Below are 17,213 nucleotides of genomic sequence, written 5' to 3' on the forward strand. Positions count from 1 at the left end.
GCCGCTTGCGCCGTCAGCCGTTGCGCAACGCTCAGGCACCTATTTATTTGATTTGATCAGGACAGTTTTTTATGAAAACCGCACAGGAACTCCGCGTAGGCAACGTCGTGCAGATCGGCAGCGAAGCATGGGTCATCGCAAAAGCGGAATACAACAAGTCGGGCCGTAACTCGGCCGTCGTCAAGATGAAGATGAAGAACCTGCTGTCCAACGCAGGTCAGGAATCGGTCTACAAGGCTGACGACAAGTTCGAGGTCGTCGTGCTCGACCGCAAGGAAGTGACGTACTCGTACTTCGCCGACCCGATGTACGTGTTCATGGACGCCGACTACAACCAGTACGAAGTCGAAGCCGAAATGATGGGCGAAGCGCTGAACTACCTCGAAGACGGCATGGCTTGCGAAGTCGTGTTCTACAACGAGAAGGCGATCTCGGTCGAACTGCCGACGGTCCTCGTTCGCGAAATCACCTACACGGAACCGGCCGTCAAGGGCGACACGTCGTCGGGCAAGGTGCTGAAGAACGCGAAGCTGGCCACCGGCTTCGAACTGCAAGTGCCGCTGTTCTGCAACACCGGCGACAAGATCGAAATCGATACGCGCACGAACGAATACCGCAGCCGCGCGTAATCGTCAGCGATTTCCGCATCGAACAAAGCGCCCTTCGGGGCGCTTTTTGTTTGTCTGGCGCCAACAGCTGCCACAAACCGGAGCCATGCGCAGCACAAAAGCCACCGGTAAAGATATTCAATTTGTATCATCGGTAACTGTTTTATAGCGCCGGAGAAATAATGCGCGTGACGCGTTCGGCGGGGCATAAAATCAATCTTTAATCCGACATGCGGCTGCGGCCCGCTGGCCGACAGCCCGCCTCTCTTGACTCGACTCGCGTCCACCATGCCACACGCCCTGATTGTCGAAGACGATCCCAACAGCCTGTCAGGCCTCACCGCGCTGCTCGCCGCAGACGGCTTCTCGGTCGACACGGCCACGTCGCTCGCTGAAGCGCGCACGGCGCTCGGCCGCTCGATTCCCGACGTCGTGCTCGTCGACCTGAACCTGCCGGACGGCAGCGGGTTCGATCTGCTCCAGCACCTGCCGCAGCAACAGCCGAACGGCTCGCTGCCCGTGATCGTGCTGACGGGCAACGCGACGGTCGAGAGCGCCATCGAGGGCCTGCGTCACGGCATCTGGGACTACCTGCTGAAGCCAATCAACATCCCGCGCCTGCGCAGCCTGCTCGCGCGGATTCCCCGCCCGTACGAACTGATCGACGAAGTGCAGTCGCTACGTGCGTCGCTGCGCCATCTCGGCCGCTTCGGCGCGCTGGTCGGCCGCAGCGACGCGATGCAGCACGTGTACGACATGATCGAGCACAACGCCCGCACCGAAACGGCCGTGCTGTTCTCGGGCGAAGCCGGCACCGGCAAGAAGCTGGCGGCACGCACGCTGCACGACCTGAGCCGGCGCCGCAAGGGCCCGTTCGTGTCGTTCGACTGCCGCATGCTCGTGCAGGCCGGCCGGCACGGCGCGTCGCTCGACAGCGTGCTGTTCGGCCATGAGCGCGGTGCGTTCGACGGCGCCGAGCGCCGCGAGACGGGCCTGTTCGAGCAAGCCGGCGGCGGCACGCTGTTCCTCGACGAAATCACCGCACTGCCGCTCGTGCTACAGGAAGCGCTGCTGCATGCACTCGATTCGCAGAACTTCATGCGGATCGGTGGCACGAGCTCGATCACCAGCGATTTCCGGCTGATCGCGGCCACCCGCCGCCCGGCGCGCGAAGCGGTGGCGAACGGCACGCTGCGCGAGGATCTGTGGCTGCGCCTCGACGCGGCGTCGATCACGATGCCGCCGCTGCGCGAGCGCGACGGCGATGCACTCGCGATCGCGGACGCGCAGATCGACGAACTGAACCGGGAAGCGCGCGCAACCGGCCGCAGCACGACCGACAAACGCGCGGCCCCGGGCTTCGTGCGCGAATGCCTGTCGTACGAATGGCCGGGCAACGTGCGCGAACTGCAGGAGCGCGTGCGTTTCGCGTACGACGCATCGGGCGACTTCATCGAGACGCTGCGCGCGGGCGAAGCCAGCTTCTCCGCCGGCGCCGCGCTGAACGGCAGCAGCGTGCAGATCAAGGTCGGCACCCCGCTGTCCGACGTCGAGGATCTGCTGATCCGCGCGACGCTCGACGCGGTCGGCGGGACGCGCCACCGCGCGGCGACGCTGCTCGGCATCAGCCCGAAGACGCTGTACAACAAGCTGCAGCGGATGAAGGTGAACTGAGTGGGCGGCCTCTGGATACGGGCGCTGGTCGGATCTGACCGTTAGTTGCGTACGAATCCATTCCAGCGACTCCCGAATCAGGCCATCGCAATCCGTAATAAAAAAGCCGCGCTATTGCGCGGCTTTTTCGTTTGGAATGACTGGAACGGCGCGACCCGCGCCATCCCCTACCCGCTTACGCCAGCGCGCTGTTCAGCAGTGCCTGCGCCTGCAGATACTCGGGCTGCGCGATCAGCTTGTCCCACTTGAGCGCCTTGCCGCGCGCGCGCATCCGCTTGAGGCGCCGCACCGACTCGGCCGAGGTCCGCGCCTTCAGCCCGTTCAGCACGACTTCGGCCGCGTCCGGCTGGTTGCAGACGAGCACCATGTCGCAACCGGCGGCGAGCGCGGCGTCGGCCGCCTGCGTGAGCGTGCCGCCTTCGCGGGCGGCCTCCATCGACAGGTCGTCGCTGAAGATCGCGCCCGTGAAGCCGAGCTTGCCGCGCAGGATGTCCTGCAGCCACACGCGCGAGAACCCGGCCGGCCGCTTGTCGACCTGCGTGTAGATCACATGTGCCGGAATCACCGCGGCAAGCGACAGCCCGAGCCAGTCGTACGGCGCGACGTCCTGCTCGAGGATCGCATCGAGCGTGCGGTCGTCGGTCGGCAGCGCGACGTGCGAATCGGCCTCCGCGAAGCCATGCCCGGGAAAATGCTTGCCGCAGTTCGCCATGCCGGCGAGCGACAGCCCGTGATTCAGGCTCTTCGCGAGCAGCGTGACGACGCGCGGGTCGCGATGGAACGCCCGATCGCCGATCACCTTCGAGTGCCCGTAGTCGAGATCGAGCACGGGCGTGAAGCTCATGTCGATCCCGCACGTGCGCAATTCGGCGGCCAGGATGTAGCCGACGGCGGTCGCGACCTTCGTCGCGAGCAGCACGTCGCGATCCCACAGTTCGCCGAGGCGGCGCATCGCGGGCAGCACCGTGAAGCCGTCGGTGCGGAACCGCTGCACGCGCCCGCCTTCGTGGTCGACGGCGATCAGGATGTCTTCGCGCACCGCGCGGATCGCGTCGGTCAGCGCGGTCAGTTGCGCACGATTCTCGAAGTGCCGCGCGAACAGGATCACGCCGCCGGTATTCGGATGCGCGAGGCGCCGCGCATCGTCGCGCAACAGGGTCGTGCCGACGACGTCGAGCATGACCGGGCCGGGAGTCGTTTTCATCAGATCGGGAATTCCGTCAGGAGGAGGTTCGGGAAACAGGTGCAGCTGCAGGGGCCGGCGCGGCGTCCGTCTCGGCAACCACGAACGACACCGCGTAGTCGCGTTCGTCGCTGACCGTCACGCGCGCCGTGATGCCGCGCGCGGCCAGCCAGTCGGCCAGCTCGCCCGAAGCGACCACGTACGGCTCGCCGCTCGGATGGTTGAGCGTCTGCAGCGCGCGCCACGTCATCGGCCAGTGCATGCCGAGCCCGATCGCCTTCGAGAACGCTTCCTTCGCGGAAAAGCGCGTCGCGAGAAACGCGATGCCGCGCGCCTCGGAGCGTGCGCGCCGCGCGTGGAACACGCGCAGTTCGTCGGGGCCGAGCACCTTCTCGGCAAACCGGCCGCCCGTGCGTTCGAGCACGGCCGCGACGCGGCTCACCTGCGCGATGTCGGTACCGATGCCGTAGATCGCCATGTTAGTCTCCGCCGAAGTGGCCCGGCAGCGTCGGGGCAAACGCGTCGCAAACGGCGTGCGGGGCGCGGCGGCCTCGCATCGTCAGCGCGCGCCGCCGTGCAGCGCGGCGACGCGTGCGGCAACCATGATCGCCTTCATCTCGCGCACCGCGTTGTCCCAGCCCGCGAAAATCGCGTGCGCGACGATCGCGTGGCCGATGTTCAGTTCGACGATGCCGTCGATCGCGGCGATCTGCTGCACGTTCGTGTAGTGCAGCCCGTGGCCCGCGTTGACCTTCAGGCCAAGCCGCGCGCCGGCCTGCACGCCCGCGACGATACGCTCGTATTCGCGCTGCTGCTCGGCTTCGTCGTGCGCTTCGGCGTAGCGGCCCGTATGCAGCTCGATCACCGGCGCGCCCGCTTCGTGCGCGGCGCGGATCTGCGTGTCGTCCGGGTCGATGAACAGCGACACGCGCACGCCCACGTCGGCGAGCTGCTTGCACGCCGCGCGCACGGCCTCGAAGTGGCCGGCGACATCGAGACCGCCTTCGGTCGTCAGTTCCTCGCGCTTCTCCGGCACGAGGCACGCGTCGTGCGGACGCACTTCGCACGCGATGTCGAGCATCTCGGCCGTGACCGCGCATTCGAGGTTCATGCGCGTCTTCAACAGCGGGCGCAGTTCGCGCACGTCGGCGTCGACGATGTGACGACGATCCTCGCGCAGGTGCAGCGTGATCGCATCCGCGCCCGCCTCTTCGGCGGCGAGCGCCGCGCGGATTGGATCGGGATAGCGCGTGCCGCGCGCATTGCGCAGCGTCGCGACGTGGTCGATGTTCACGCCAAGGTCGATGGCGGTGGGCGTTGTCAGGAAGAAGCTCATAGGTTTTGCAGGTCGATCAGGATCTGACGCGTGGCGAGCGGCGTGCCGCCGAGATAGGTGTTCAGCAGGAAGCGCATCAGCGTCTTGCTTTGCGCAACCGTCTGGGCTCGATGGTAATCGTCCTGTTCCATGTCGAGCAACGTCTGCCCGGTGATGACCGGCCAGTGCGACGGCACGTCGTCGTCCGCATTGCGCACGCCGCGCTCGGGATCGAACACGTAGCGGCGCTCGGGTTCGACCGCGCGGCGGGCGACCGTGCGGTTCAGCGCCATCGCATAGCCGGTCTCGCGCAGCAGCACGCGCTCGAACGAACGCAGTACCTGCACCGCGGGTTCGCCGTGCGCGAGGCGCGTGAGGGTCAGCACGTAATGATTGAACAGCGGCGGCTGGGGATCCTCGCGCGCGCAAAATTTCACGAGCAGCTCGTTCGCATAGAAACCGCACAACAGCCCGTCGCCACCGAGCGGCAGCATCCCGCCGACCCACTCGGCGCCCGTCAGCGTGCGCACCTCGGATTTGCCGGACCAGGACAGCAGCAGCGGCTGGAACGTCTGCAATACGCCGCGCAACGCGGAGTGCGGGCGCTTCGCGCCCTTCGCGACGAGCGCGAGCCGGCCGTGGTCGCGCGTCAGCACGTCGACGATCAGGCTCGTTTCCCGATACGGATAGCTGTGCAGCACGAACGCCGGCTGCTCGGCGACGCGGAAATCGGACGTGCGAGACGTCGCGCGCCGCGCCTTGCGCGGCGGTTCGGGCGGTGCCGGCAGCGGCGCGTCGTTCGCGCCGGCCGTCACCGCGTCTTCGGTCGACGTCAGCGCGTCATTCGTACCCATAGGCACGCAGCCCCGCCTCGTTGTCGGCCCAGCCGCTCTTCACCTTCACGAAGGTCTCGAGGTACACGGGGCCGTCGAACAGCTTTTCCATGTCCATCCGCGCCTCGGTGCTGATCTGCTTGAGCTTCTCGCCCTTCTTGCCGATCACCATCGCCTTGTGCGAATCGCGCTCGACGAGGATCGTCGCGAAGATGCGCTTCAGGCGGCCCTCTTCCTCGAACTTGTCGATCAGCACGGTGCTCGTGTAGGGCAGCTCGTCGCCGGTCCAGCGAAACACCTTCTCGCGCAGGATTTCGGCCGCAAGAAAACGCGAGCTGCGGTCGGTCAGCTCGTCCTCGCCGTAGATCGGCTCGCCTTCCGGCAGGTACGGCTTGATCGTGTCCAGCAGGCGCTTGATGTCTTCCGGCTTCTGCGCCGACAGCGGCACGAGCTCGGTGAATTCGCGCAGCTCGCTCACCTTCTGCATGAACGGGAACAGCGTGGCCTTGTCGTTCACGCGGTCGATCTTGTTGGCGATCAGCAGCGTCGGCATGCCGGGCGGGATCAGGTCGAGCACCTTCTGGTCGTCGGGCCCGAAGCGGCCGGCCTCGATCACGAACAGGATCACGTCGACCGACGTCAGCGTCGACGTGACCGCGCGGTTCAGCGAACGGTTCAGCGCGGTGCTGTGACGGGTCTGGAAGCCGGGCGTGTCGACGAACACGAATTGCGCGTCGTCGAACGTGTTGATGCCGGTGATGCGGTGGCGGGTCGTCTGCGCCTTGCGCGACGTGATGCTGATCTTCTGGCCGACGAGTGCGTTCATCAACGTCGACTTGCCGACGTTCGGGCGGCCCACGATCGCGATCATGCCGCAACGGAAACCGGTAGGAGCGGGAGTGTTCATATCGTTTGGGAGACAGGTTCGGAAACGGCCGCGCGGCGCGCGGCACGATCGCTGGGCAATTCAGTGGTCGGCATCGGCCACGCGCGCCTGCGCGGCAGCAAGGCTCGCGCCGCCGGGCGGCGTGTCGGCGTCGGGCGCCGCGGCATCGCGTGCGCGCGCAGGCGTGCGCGGGGCGGCGTCGGCACTCGCGCCAGGCTTGTCGGCCGACGACGATGCCGGATCGGCTGCGTGACCGGCCGGCTTGTCAGCTGCGCGCGGCGCGGCCTCGGCCGGCTTCTCCGCGGCCTTGTCGGGCCGCTCGGCCGGTTTGTCGGCAACCTTGTCGGCCGCCGGCTTCGCCGCCCGTTCGCCCTTGTCCGCGGCCGGCTCGACATGCGCCGCGCGAATCGCCGCCATCGGCGCGACGGCCGGTTCAGCGCCCGTCGCCGCGGCCGCGGCGGTGGCAGACGGCACCGCGCCCGCCGCCCTCGCCTCGCGCGCCGCCGCACGTTCCTTCCGCTCGGGCGAGCGCAGGTCGAGCGCTTCCTGCACGCCCTTCACGCCCGGCACGATCTCGGGTTCGACATGCTTGGACCCGCGCGCGTTTTTCGAGCGCTTCGGCTTCGCGGCCAGCATCGGCGCGGCCGCCATCACTTCGTCGAGCGCCTTCTTCGCGGCAGCCTGCTCGGCCGCGCGCCGGCTCGCGCCGGAGCCCGATACCTTCACGTCCAGCTTCGGCACCGTGCACTCGACCTCGAACTGCTGATTGTGCGCCGCACCATGCGTCGCGACGACCGTATAGGTCGGCAGCGCGATCTTGTGCCCCTGCAGATATTCCTGCAGCAGCGTCTTCGCGTCCTTGCCGAGCGTACGCGGATCGATGTGGTCGAGAATCGGGATATAGAGGCGCTTGATGACCCCTTGGGCGGCTTCGAAGCCCCCATCGAGGAACACGGCCCCGATGATGGCTTCGAACGCGTCCGCGAGGATCGACGGGCGACGGAACCCGCCGCTGCGCAGTTCGCCCTCGCCCAGCCGCAGGCCGTCCGAGATATTCAGGGCCTGAGCAATTTCGTACAGCGACTGCTGCTTGACGAGATTGGCGCGTACGCGCGACAGGTCACCTTCGTCCAGCTTGCCGAAACGCTGGAACAAAAGGGCGGCCACCGCGCAATTCAGAACGGAATCGCCGAGAAACTCGAGCCGTTCATTGTGCGTGGCACTGTGACTGCGATGGGTCAAAGCCTGGCGCAACAATTCCGCATTGCGAAATTCGTAGCGCAGCCGGCTTTCCAACTGGGATGAGGGCATGTGCAGGAGTATAACGCGGGCGCCCGGTCGGGCCGAAACGGCACGGCCGGACGCGAAAAGGCGTGACGAGGCGGTGTTACCGCCGGTTCTTAAAGTAGTTCGGCAATACGCGACGCGGCCCGTGCGTCGCGTATTGCGTGTGAATCGAATGCGGTCAGTTGAAGGAGCCGATGCGCTTCAGGTCGCTGAAGTTCATCCAGATGAAGAACGCGCGGCCGACGATGTTCTGGTCGGGCACGAAACCCCAGTAGCGGCTGTCCGCGCTGTTGTCGCGGTTGTCGCCCATCATGAAGTAGTGACCGGGCGGCACCTTGCAGATCACGCCGCGGCTGTTGTACGTGCAGTTGTCGCGATATGGATAGTCGTATGCGCCCATCACGAACGGTGGCACGGCCGGGTTGTTGAGGATCGCGTTCTTCTTGTTGCCGATCGTTTCCTCGAACTGCTTCGCGTAATTCTGGCGCTCGTCATCGAAGAAATCGGGCAGCGGCGTTTCGGGCACCGGCTGGCCGTTGATCGTGAGCTGCTTGTCCTGGTATGCGACGGTATCGCCCGGCAGGCCGATCACGCGCTTGATGTAGTCGACCGACTCGTCCTTCGGATAGCGGAACACGACGACGTCACCGCGCGACAGCGGGCTGCCCTGCGTGATCTTCGTGTTGGTGACCGGCAGGCGCAGCCCGTACTCGAACTTGTTGACGAGGATGAAGTCGCCGACGAGCAGCGTCGGCACCATCGAGCCCGACGGAATCTTGAACGGCTCGACGACGAACGAACGCACGACGAATACGGCCAGGATCACCGGGAAGAAGCTCGCCGTGTACTCGAGCCACCACGGCTGACGCAGCTTTTCGTCACGCAGCTTCGAACGCGTCTGCACCGCGTTTTCGTCCGCGAAACGCTTGTCGATGCGCGACTGCTGGCGATCGAACTCCTCGATCGCCGAGTCGGCCGCCTTGCGACGCCGCGGCAGGAACACCAGCTTGTCCAACACCCACGCTACGCCCGTCACGACGACGAGCACAAAAAGAATCAGCGCAAAATTCATAAAAGGATCAGTCCTGTTATTTGTCTTCGACGCGCAAGATCGCGAGGAACGCCTCCTGCGGGATCTCGACCGAACCCACCTGCTTCATCCGTTTCTTACCTTCTTTCTGCTTCTCGAGCAGTTTCTTCTTCCGCGTGATGTCGCCGCCGTAGCACTTCGCGAGCACGTTCTTGCGCAGTGCCTTGATGTTCTCGCGCGCGACGATGTGCGCGCCGATCGCGGCCTGGATCGCCACGTCGTACATCTGGCGCGGAATGATCTCGCGCATCTTCGCGGCGACTTCGCGGCCGCGGTATTGCGATTGCGACCGGTGCACGATGATCGACAGCGCGTCGACCTTGTCGCCGTTGATCAGCATGTCGACCTTCACGACGTCCGACGAACGATATTCCTTGAACTCGTAGTCCATCGACGCATAGCCGCGCGACACCGACTTCAGGCGATCGAAGAAGTCGAGCACGATTTCCGCCATCGGGATCTCGTACGTGAGCTGCACCTGACGGCCGTGATACTGCATGTTGATCTGCGAGCCGCGCTTCTGCTCGCACAGCGTGATCACCGAGCCGACGTAGTCCTGCGGCATGTAGAGATTCACGGTGACGATCGGCTCGCGCACTTCGGCGATGCGACCGGGCTCCGGCATCTTCGCCGGGTTCTCGACCATGATCGTCGAGCCGTCGCTCTGCACGACCTCGTAGACGACCGTCGGCGCGGTCGTGATGAGATCCATGTCGAATTCGCGCTCGAGCCGCTCCTGCACGATTTCCATGTGCAGCAGCCCGAGGAAGCCGCAGCGGAAACCGAAGCCGAGCGCCTGCGACACTTCCGGCTCGTACTGCAGCGATGCGTCGTTCAGCTTCAGCTTCTCGAGCGATTCGCGCAGCGCGTCGTACTGGTTCGCCTCGACCGGATACAGCCCCGCGAACACCTGCGGCTTCACTTCCTTGAAGCCCGGCAGCGGCTCGGCAGCGGCCTTGGCCGCGTGCGTGACGGTATCGCCGACCTTCGCGGCCGTCAGTTCCTTGATGCCGGCGATGATGAAGCCCACCTGCCCGGCCGACAGCGAGTCGAGATTGCGCGACTTCGGCGTGAACACGCCGACGTGCTCGACCGGATACTGCGCACCGGTCGCCATCATCTTGATCTTGTCCTTCGGACGCAGCGTGCCGTTGACGATGCGCACGAGCATCACGACGCCGACGTAGTTGTCGAACCACGAATCGATGATCAGCGCCTGCAGCGGCGCGGCCGGATCGCCCTTCGGCGGCGGCACCTTCGCGATCAGCGACTCGAGCACGTCTTCCACGCCGAGGCCCGTCTTCGCGCTGCAGCGCGTCGCGTCGGTCGCATCGATGCCGATCACGTCCTCGATCTCCTCGATCGCGTTCTCGGGGTTCGCGGCCGGCAGGTCGATCTTGTTCAGCACCGGCACGACCTCGACGCCGAGCTCGATCGCCGTGTAGCAGTTCGCGACCGTCTGCGCCTCGACGCCCTGGCTCGCGTCGACCACCAGCAGCGCGCCTTCGCACGCGGACAGCGAGCGGCTGACCTCGTACGAGAAGTCGACGTGCCCCGGCGTGTCGATCAGGTTCAGGTTGTAGACCTTGCCGTCGCGTGCGCGATAGGACAACGCGGCAGTCTGCGCCTTGATCGTGATGCCGCGCTCGCGCTCGATGTCCATCGAGTCGAGCACCTGCGCTTCCATTTCACGGTCGGCGAGGCCGCCGCATACCTGGATGATGCGATCCGCGAGTGTCGACTTGCCATGGTCGATGTGCGCGATGATCGAGAAATTGCGAATATGATCCATTCAGTGCCGATCAAGCGAAAAAGGCGCGCTCGACGACTGCGGAGCACGCCTTGTGTAAGTCGGTGAAAAAACGGCTTATTTTAGCCGAAAAGGCTTACGCCGGGCGGGATTTCGGACGCCCGCCCCGCGGAGCCCGGCGGGACACCCGCCGGATCGAGCCCCGTGCGAAGCGGCGCCGGCCGACGGCAGGCCAGGTTCAGCGCCGGGCCGCCAGCGCGTCGCGCACCCGCGCATCGTCGAACCGGTGGCGGCACACTTCCGCGCCGTCCAGCAGCAGCACGGGTACGTCCTCGTCGTAACGCGCGACGAGCGCCGCATCGGTGTCGATGTCGATATAGTCGACCGCGACGCCGAATTCGGCCGCCACCGGCGCCAGTGCGTCGCGCATGTCGTCGCACAGGTGGCACCAGCCGCGGCCGTAGAGCGTGAACATCGGCGCGTTACTTCTGGCGCGGCCGCACGGGCACGAACTGCGTGTTGTCGCCACGCCGCACGAGCACCGCGACCGCCTTCTGCGGATCAAGCTGCGCGGTCACCTCGGTGAACTGCTTCGCGCTCGTGATGTCGGTGTCGCCGACGCGCAGCACGATGTCGCCGCGCTGCAGGCCCGCACGGGCGGCCGGGCCGTCGACGCCGTCGATCTGCACACCGTTCTTCAGCTTCAGCGTCTTCAACTGCTCCGCCGTCAGGTCGCTAACCGTCAGGCCGAGCGAATTGGTCTGGCGCGGCTTCTGCGGCGCGTTCTTGCGCTGCTCGGCCTTGGCCGTCGACTCGGCCGGCGTCTCGGCGATCGTGATCGGCAGATCGCGTGCCTGACCCTTGCGCCACACGTTGACCGTCGCCTTCGTGCCGGGCTTCGTGTCACCGACCATGCGCGGCAGGTCCGACGCCGCATCGACCGGACGGCCGTTGAACTTCAGGATAATGTCGCCCGGCTGGATGCCGGCCTTGTCGGCCGGGCCGCCCGGCTCGACGCTGCTCACGAGCGCGCCTTCGGCCTTCGGCAGTCCGATCGAGTCGGCCACGTCCTTCGTCACCTCGCCGATCGCCACCGCGATCCGACCGCGCGTGACCTTGCCCGTCGCCTTCAGCTGGTCGGCCACGCGCATCGCCTCGTCGATCGGAATCGCGAACGAAATGCCCATGAAGCCGCCGGTGCGGCTGTATATCTGCGAGTTGATGCCGATCACCTCGCCCTGCATGTTGATCAGCGGGCCGCCCGAGTTGCCGGGGTTCACGGCGACGTCGGTCTGGATGAACGGCAGGTAGTCGCCCGTATTGCGGCTCTTCGAGCTGACGATGCCGGCCGTGACCGTGTTGTCGAGGCCGAACGGCGAACCGATCGCGACGACCCACTCGCCGACGCGCACCTTGTTCGAATCGCCGATCGCGACGACCGGCAGGTTCGACGCCTGAATCTTGACGACCGCGACGTCCGTGCGGTCGTCGACGCCGATCAGCTTCGCCTTGAATTCGCGCTTGTCGGTCAGCGTCACGTAGATGGTGTCGGCATCGTCGACGACGTGCGCATTGGTCATCACGTAACCGTCGGCCGACACGATGAAGCCTGAGCCGACGCCGCGATTCTGCTCGGTGTCGGGCCCGTTGTCCGGCGCCGGCGCGTTCTTCGGGTTGCTGCCGTTGCCGCCGCCGTTGCCGGGCGCCTGCGGCAGCGGAATGCCGAAGAAGCGCCGGAAGAATTCCGACATGTCGCCGTTGTCGAAGCCGGGCGGGAGCATCCCGCGCGGGCCGCTCGTCGGCACGTTGGCGGTGGTCCGGATGTTCACGACGGCCGGGCCGACCTTTTCGACGAGGTCGGCGAAATCGGGAAGGCTGGCAGCCGGAGGCGTGACAGCGACCGCGGTTTGCGGGACGAGCGGCAGGCAGGCACACAGCGCCGCCGCCGCGAGCACTTTGCGCAGCGTGAGTTTCGTCATGTCGGAAGCCGTAGCGTTACTTGGAAGCCTTGTATTCTATGGCAGACGCGAACTGCTGCAACGTCGCCGGCGGCACTTCGCCGAGCACGGTGATCCAGTAGTCGCCGCGGCGCTTCACGAGAACGTGCGTCGCACCGGTGCTGCCCGCGCCTTCCTTGCGCGTATTCTTTTCGGCCGGCTCGATGAAAACCGAGATCGTCGCGAGGCCGTCGGTGAAGACGGCCTGATCGACCGGGATCGGCGGATCACCCGCATCGCGCGCGGCCATCGGCCGGCGCACTTCACGAATCTTCTGGAAGCCGGCGACGCTCGGCGCGAGCTGCCAGCCCTGCGCTTCCATGTCGACCGCCGCGACCGGCGGGCGCACGACCGTCCAGCCGCTCAGGTTGCGCATGCCGGCTGCAATCGCGGCCTTGTCGCCGCTCGCGCCGCCGGTTTGCAATTGCGAGAACGCGATCTGTTCGAGCACGTGATCGTTCGCGTCGAGCGTCTGCGAACGCAGCAGCAGCCCGGTGCGCGCGTCGGCCCACAGCTTGTACGTGAAACGGTAGGCATCCTTCGGCACGAGCTCGACGACCTGCGCGTCGATCCCGGCCACACGGTCCTTGCCGAGCGACTTCGCATCGTAGACGGACATCACGTGCTCGCCGCTCGCGCCGAGCAGCGCGGGGAACGAGTCGCGCGTCTGGCGGCGCTCGACCACGCACAGCTTGCGCTCGGGCACGAACGTGTACAGCTCGTCGTTGTGCCGCAGCAGCTTGCGCGGCTTGCCGTCGAGCGTCTCGATCCGCTCGAACTCGCCGTCGCGGGACGAGACGTGCGCGATGCGCGACGACTGCACATACCCGCCGCGCTGGTAGACGAACGTACCTTCGTAGCTCTGCTGTTGCGCCGCCTGCTGGACGCGGTCGAGCCAGTCGGCGGCACCCTTGCGGGTCGCGACGGGATCGTCCGGTTGCTGGGCGCTGGCGGGAAGGGATTGAACGGACAACAGGGCGGCTGCGCAAAGCAGGAGGGCCGGCAGCCGCTTCCATCCGGAGATGGCGTGATTCAACTGCAATGTCCGCATCGGGTTTATTGGCCTGGCGTGGTGGTCACGGCAGCGCGGATCAGCGGCATCGAGCCCGTGACGACGGGCTGCTGGGCGAATTGCTGGTGCGCTTCAAGGTATTGGTCGAGGCTGGCGTCGCGAATGATGTTGACGTCCTGCAGGCCCGGCTGGGCCGATGCCTGCGCAACCGTCACGCGCTGCAGATTGCCGTTCTGCGGCGCGCCTGTCGACGCGACCTGGACGGCGCCCGGCGCACCGGCCGTCTGCATCTGCGGGACCACGATCCACGTCAGCGTGGCGGCCGCGGCGGCCACCGCGAATGCCGGCACGACACGGCGGCGCAGCGACAGCAGCTTGCGCGCGACCGGCGCGGCCGCCGGTGCCAACAGGTGCGGCTCGCTTTCGAGCGCCGCCGACATGCGCGCGGTGAACGCGACGCTCAGCGCGGGCGACAGCGCGAGCTCGTCCGAGCGCAGCGCATCGCCGATCAGGTGGTAATGGGCCCACACGGCGCGATCCGCGCGGTCGAGCTCAGCCAGAAACTGCCCGTGATCCGGGCCATCGAACATTTCGCCGTCGACCAGCGCGGAAAGGCGCTCGCCGCGCGAGCACGCTTGCGATTGCGTATTGACCGACCCCATGATGCTCCCCATCTTGCACACCCCGTCGTGACTTCACGACTCTATCCGTAACTAGACCCCGACCCGCGTCGTTCCGCCCGTCGCGCTTACCAGCGCTTGCCTTCGGGCGTATCGAGCAGCGGACGCAATTTGGCAGCGATTGCCTCGCGCGCGCGGAAGATCCGCGACCGGACCGTCCCGATCGGACAGCCCATCATTTCCGCGATCTCTTCGTAGCTCAGGCCCTCGATCTCGCGCAGCGTGATTGCCTGGCGCAGTTCCTCGGGCAGCAGAGCCATTGCAGCGTTGACCGTCTCGGCAATCTGCTTGCTCATCAACATCGACTCAGGCGTGTTGATATCCCTTAGTTGGTCTGCGTCGGAGAAAGTTTCCGCTTCCTCCGCATCGGCCTCGGTCGAGGTCGGCGCCCGGCGGCCTTGCGTCGCAAGGTAGTTCTTCGCCGTGTTGACGGCAATTCGGTACAACCACGTATAGAACGCCGATTCGCCGCGGAATTGCGGCAGCGCACGATACGCCTTGATGAACGCGTCCTGGGCCACATCCTCGACCTCGGCGGGATCCCGCACGAGGCGCGAGATCAGCCGAATGATCTTGCGGTGGTATTTGGAGACCAGGAGTTCGAACGCCGCCTTGTCGCCCTTCTGTACGCGCTCGACCAGAGCCTGATCGATTTCTTTTTCACTCACCTGACAAATCCGTTAACTAGGGATGCAACGCGGAGCGTTATTGTAGCGTTCCGGCGCCGGCCGCTGGTTACGGTCGGTAACCGCACCGCCGTCATGCCCGCCCCGCCGCTCCGGCCGTTCTCGCCAGTACCGACAGCGCGCTGAACGACGCGGCGTCGAGCGCGTCGGCCGGAATCAGCAGCGGCCGGGCCCGCCGGGCACCCTGCCCGACCGACAGCACCAGCAGCAGGCTGCTCCAGTGCGCATGGCCCGTCACGCGGCCACGGGCCAGCAACCGCCCGGTGCGGCCAAACGCCGCAATCTCCCCGAAGGCATCGATCCGCAACTCGGCCGGCAGCCGGCGGGCGCAAGTGCGCGCCGCCCATACGGCCAGCAGTGCCGCCGTCGCGGCCGACACGCCTGCGCCGGCGGCAGCGCCCGCGCGCGACGCCCAGAACAGGTACGCCGAGGCGGCAGCCGACGCGACGAACGCGGCCAGCACGAGATACGACACGGCCGAGGCCCGCAACGCAAAGCGCTGCGGACGCCCGGCCGGAGCATCGAATGGACTCGTCAAGCGATTCGACGTCAGACGCGCTTGAACACCAGCGTGCCGTTGGTGCCGCCGAAGCCGAAGTTGTTCTTCACGGCTACGTCGATCTTCATGTCACGCGCGGTGTTCGCGCAGTAATCGAGATCGCACTCGGGGTCCTGGTTGAAGATGTTGATGGTCGGCGGCGACACGTTGTTGTGCAGCGCCAGCACCGTGAACACCGATTCGAGGCCGCCCGCGCCACCCAGCAGGTGACCCGTCATCGACTTCGTCGAGTTGACCACCATCTTGTACGCGTGCTCGCCGAAGGCCGCCTTCACCGCGTCGGACTCGTTCTTGTCGCCCAGCGGCGTCGACGTGCCATGCGCGTTCAGGTACTGCACCTCGTCGGCATTCAGGCCGGCGTCGCGCAGCGCCGCGACCATGCAGCGGCGCGGGCCGTCCATGTTCGGCGCGGTCATGTGGTACGCGTCGCCCGTCATGCCGAAGCCCACGACTTCCGCGTAGATCTTCGCGCCGCGCGCCTTCGCCGCCTCGTACTCCTCGAGCACCATCACGCCGGAACCCTCGCCCAGCACGAAGCCGTCGCGGTCCTTGTCCCACGGACGCGACGCGGTAGCCGGATCGTCGTTGCGGGTCGACAGCGCGCGCGCGGCGGCGAAACCGCCGATGCCGAGCGGCGACACCGTCGATTCGGCACCGCCCGCGACCATCACGTCGGCGTCGCCGGCCTGGATCAGCCGCGCGGCGAGGCCGATGCTGTGCAGGCCGGTCGTGCAGGCCGTGACGGCCGCGAGGTTGGGGCCCTTCAGGCCGAACATGATGCTCAGGTGACCCGAGATCATGTTGATGATCGAACCCGGCACGAAGAACGGCGAGATCCGGCGCGCACCGCGATCGACGTAGGTCTGGTGCGTATCCTCGATCATCGGCAGGCCGCCGATGCCGGAACCGACCAGCACGCCGATGCGTTCCGCATTGGCTTCGGTCACTTCCAGCCCGCTGTCCCGCATGGCCTGGACGCCGGCGGCGATGCCGTAATGGATGAACGTATCCATGTTCCGGGCTTCCTTCGCCGGGATGTACTCCTCGGCGCTGAAACCCTTCACTTCGCCCGCGAAATGGCACGCGAGGTTCGACGCATCGAACTTCGTGACGGTGGCGATACCGGACTTGCCGGCGACGAGATTGGCCCAGCCGTCGGCAACACTATTGCCAACAGGCGAAATCAGCCCCAGGCCTGTAACGACAACACGACGGCGGCTCACGGTAACCTCTTTTCCATTATTGGATGACAAAAACAAAAGCCACAGTGGCCACAGGAACCAGCCCTGCGAGCCCTGTGGCTGTTAGTCCGTCCGGCGCGAAGCCGGCAGGATGGCGCGTCAATCGCGAAGATCGCGGCGACGTGGCGGACAAGCGCGAAAGGCGCTTACGCCTTGACGTTTGCGCGAGCGTAGTCGATCGCTTGCTGAACGGTCGTGATCTTCTCTGCTTCTTCGTCCGGGATTTCCATGCCGAACTCGTCTTCCAGAGCCATCACCAGTTCGACCGTGTCGAGCGAGTCCGCGCCCAGGTCGTTCACGAACGAAGCTTCGTTCTTGATCTCGGCTTCCGCGACGCCCAGTTGCTCAGCGACGATCTTCTTGACACGTTGTTCGATGTTGTCCATTACCCCTCCGAGGGAAAGTTCAGATT

Annotated in this window: 18 protein-coding genes; 2 read left to right on the plus strand and 16 right to left on the minus strand. The window is 66.1% G+C overall.

All coding sequences use genetic code 11. The annotated features are described in order from the left end of the window. Positions 1 to 71 precede the first annotated feature (71 nt). Both efp and BLS50_RS03020 read left to right on the plus strand, forming a co-directional pair. Positions 72 to 629 carry an elongation factor P gene (gene efp, locus BLS50_RS03015; protein ID WP_006476487.1) on the plus strand — a complete coding sequence of 186 codons (558 nt, stop codon included), beginning with the start codon at positions 72 to 74 and terminating at the stop codon, positions 627 to 629. A gap of 267 nt (positions 630 to 896) precedes the next feature. Then, a complete protein-coding gene (locus BLS50_RS03020; RefSeq protein WP_054927542.1) occupies positions 897 to 2,282 on the plus strand; it encodes a sigma-54-dependent transcriptional regulator in 1,386 nt (461 codons plus the stop codon). Between the two features lie 175 nt (positions 2,283 to 2,457). Here BLS50_RS03020 and nagZ read toward each other — a convergent pair whose 3' ends face one another. From nagZ to acpP, 16 genes are all read right to left on the minus strand, one after another. Next, on the minus strand, positions 2,458 to 3,486 hold the full coding sequence (gene nagZ, locus BLS50_RS03025; protein ID WP_074800702.1) for a beta-N-acetylhexosaminidase: 1,029 nt from the start codon (positions 3,484 to 3,486) through the stop codon (positions 2,458 to 2,460). Positions 3,487 to 3,502: 16 nt separating this feature from the next. Beyond that, complete coding sequence (gene acpS / locus BLS50_RS03030) at positions 3,503 to 3,943, minus strand: holo-ACP synthase (protein ID WP_006476490.1); 441 nt, start codon at positions 3,941 to 3,943, stop codon at positions 3,503 to 3,505. Positions 3,944 to 4,024: 81 nt separating this feature from the next. Next, positions 4,025 to 4,801 carry a pyridoxine 5'-phosphate synthase gene (pdxJ, locus tag BLS50_RS03035; RefSeq protein ID WP_011544945.1) on the minus strand — a complete coding sequence of 259 codons (777 nt, stop codon included), beginning with the start codon at positions 4,799 to 4,801 and terminating at the stop codon, positions 4,025 to 4,027. Next, the gene (gene recO, locus BLS50_RS03040) at positions 4,798 to 5,634 is read right to left on the minus strand and encodes a DNA repair protein RecO (RefSeq protein ID WP_006476492.1); all 837 of its coding nucleotides are present in this window, start codon (positions 5,632 to 5,634) and stop codon (positions 4,798 to 4,800) included. Before recO ends, pdxJ begins: the two co-directional genes overlap by 4 nt. Further along, positions 5,621 to 6,520, minus strand: coding sequence for a GTPase Era (gene era / locus BLS50_RS35115; RefSeq protein ID WP_006476493.1), 900 nt, complete (start codon positions 6,518 to 6,520; stop codon positions 5,621 to 5,623). Before era ends, recO begins: the two co-directional genes overlap by 14 nt. 60 nt (positions 6,521 to 6,580) lie before the next feature. Beyond that, positions 6,581 to 7,810 carry a ribonuclease III gene (gene rnc, locus BLS50_RS35120; protein ID WP_074800705.1) on the minus strand — a complete coding sequence of 410 codons (1,230 nt, stop codon included), beginning with the start codon at positions 7,808 to 7,810 and terminating at the stop codon, positions 6,581 to 6,583. Between the two features lie 154 nt (positions 7,811 to 7,964). Continuing rightward, complete coding sequence (gene lepB, locus BLS50_RS03055; protein WP_011544943.1) at positions 7,965 to 8,858, minus strand: signal peptidase I; 894 nt, start codon at positions 8,856 to 8,858, stop codon at positions 7,965 to 7,967. Positions 8,859 to 8,874: 16 nt separating this feature from the next. Further along, a complete protein-coding gene (gene lepA, locus BLS50_RS03060; RefSeq protein ID WP_011544942.1) occupies positions 8,875 to 10,668 on the minus strand; it encodes a translation elongation factor 4 in 1,794 nt (597 codons plus the stop codon). Between the two features lie 196 nt (positions 10,669 to 10,864). Continuing rightward, the gene (locus tag BLS50_RS03065) at positions 10,865 to 11,101 is read right to left on the minus strand and encodes a glutaredoxin family protein (RefSeq protein ID WP_006476497.1); all 237 of its coding nucleotides are present in this window, start codon (positions 11,099 to 11,101) and stop codon (positions 10,865 to 10,867) included. Between the two features lie 7 nt (positions 11,102 to 11,108). Further along, entirely contained in the window at positions 11,109 to 12,605 is a 1,497-nt protein-coding gene (locus BLS50_RS03070) for a DegQ family serine endoprotease (protein WP_074800708.1), read from the minus strand. A 16-nt stretch (positions 12,606 to 12,621) separates the two neighbouring features. Beyond that, positions 12,622 to 13,674 carry a MucB/RseB C-terminal domain-containing protein gene (locus BLS50_RS03075; RefSeq protein WP_011544940.1) on the minus strand — a complete coding sequence of 351 codons (1,053 nt, stop codon included), beginning with the start codon at positions 13,672 to 13,674 and terminating at the stop codon, positions 12,622 to 12,624. Between the two features lie 5 nt (positions 13,675 to 13,679). Next, positions 13,680 to 14,297: a sigma-E factor negative regulatory protein gene (locus tag BLS50_RS03080; protein ID WP_011544939.1), complete on the minus strand. Its 618-nt coding sequence runs from the start codon at positions 14,295 to 14,297 to the stop codon at positions 13,680 to 13,682. Between the two features lie 86 nt (positions 14,298 to 14,383). Further along, positions 14,384 to 14,983: an RNA polymerase sigma factor RpoE gene (gene rpoE / locus BLS50_RS03085; RefSeq protein WP_006490873.1), complete on the minus strand. Its 600-nt coding sequence runs from the start codon at positions 14,981 to 14,983 to the stop codon at positions 14,384 to 14,386. A gap of 91 nt (positions 14,984 to 15,074) precedes the next feature. Continuing rightward, the gene (locus BLS50_RS03090) at positions 15,075 to 15,539 is read right to left on the minus strand and encodes a hypothetical protein (RefSeq protein ID WP_053524391.1); all 465 of its coding nucleotides are present in this window, start codon (positions 15,537 to 15,539) and stop codon (positions 15,075 to 15,077) included. 11 nt (positions 15,540 to 15,550) lie between these two features. Continuing rightward, positions 15,551 to 16,783, minus strand: a complete 1,233-nt coding sequence (gene fabF, locus BLS50_RS03095) for a beta-ketoacyl-ACP synthase II (RefSeq protein ID WP_011544937.1) — start codon at positions 16,781 to 16,783, stop codon at positions 15,551 to 15,553. 164 nt (positions 16,784 to 16,947) lie between these two features. Beyond that, positions 16,948 to 17,187 (minus strand): acyl carrier protein, encoded by a 240-nt coding sequence (acpP, locus tag BLS50_RS03100; protein WP_004197638.1) that lies wholly within the window; start codon positions 17,185 to 17,187, stop codon positions 16,948 to 16,950. Positions 17,188 to 17,213 lie beyond the last annotated feature (26 nt).

It is taken from the genome of Burkholderia orbicola (assembly GCF_900100915.1).
GTDB classification, from domain to species: Bacteria; Pseudomonadota; Gammaproteobacteria; order Burkholderiales; family Burkholderiaceae; genus Burkholderia; species Burkholderia orbicola.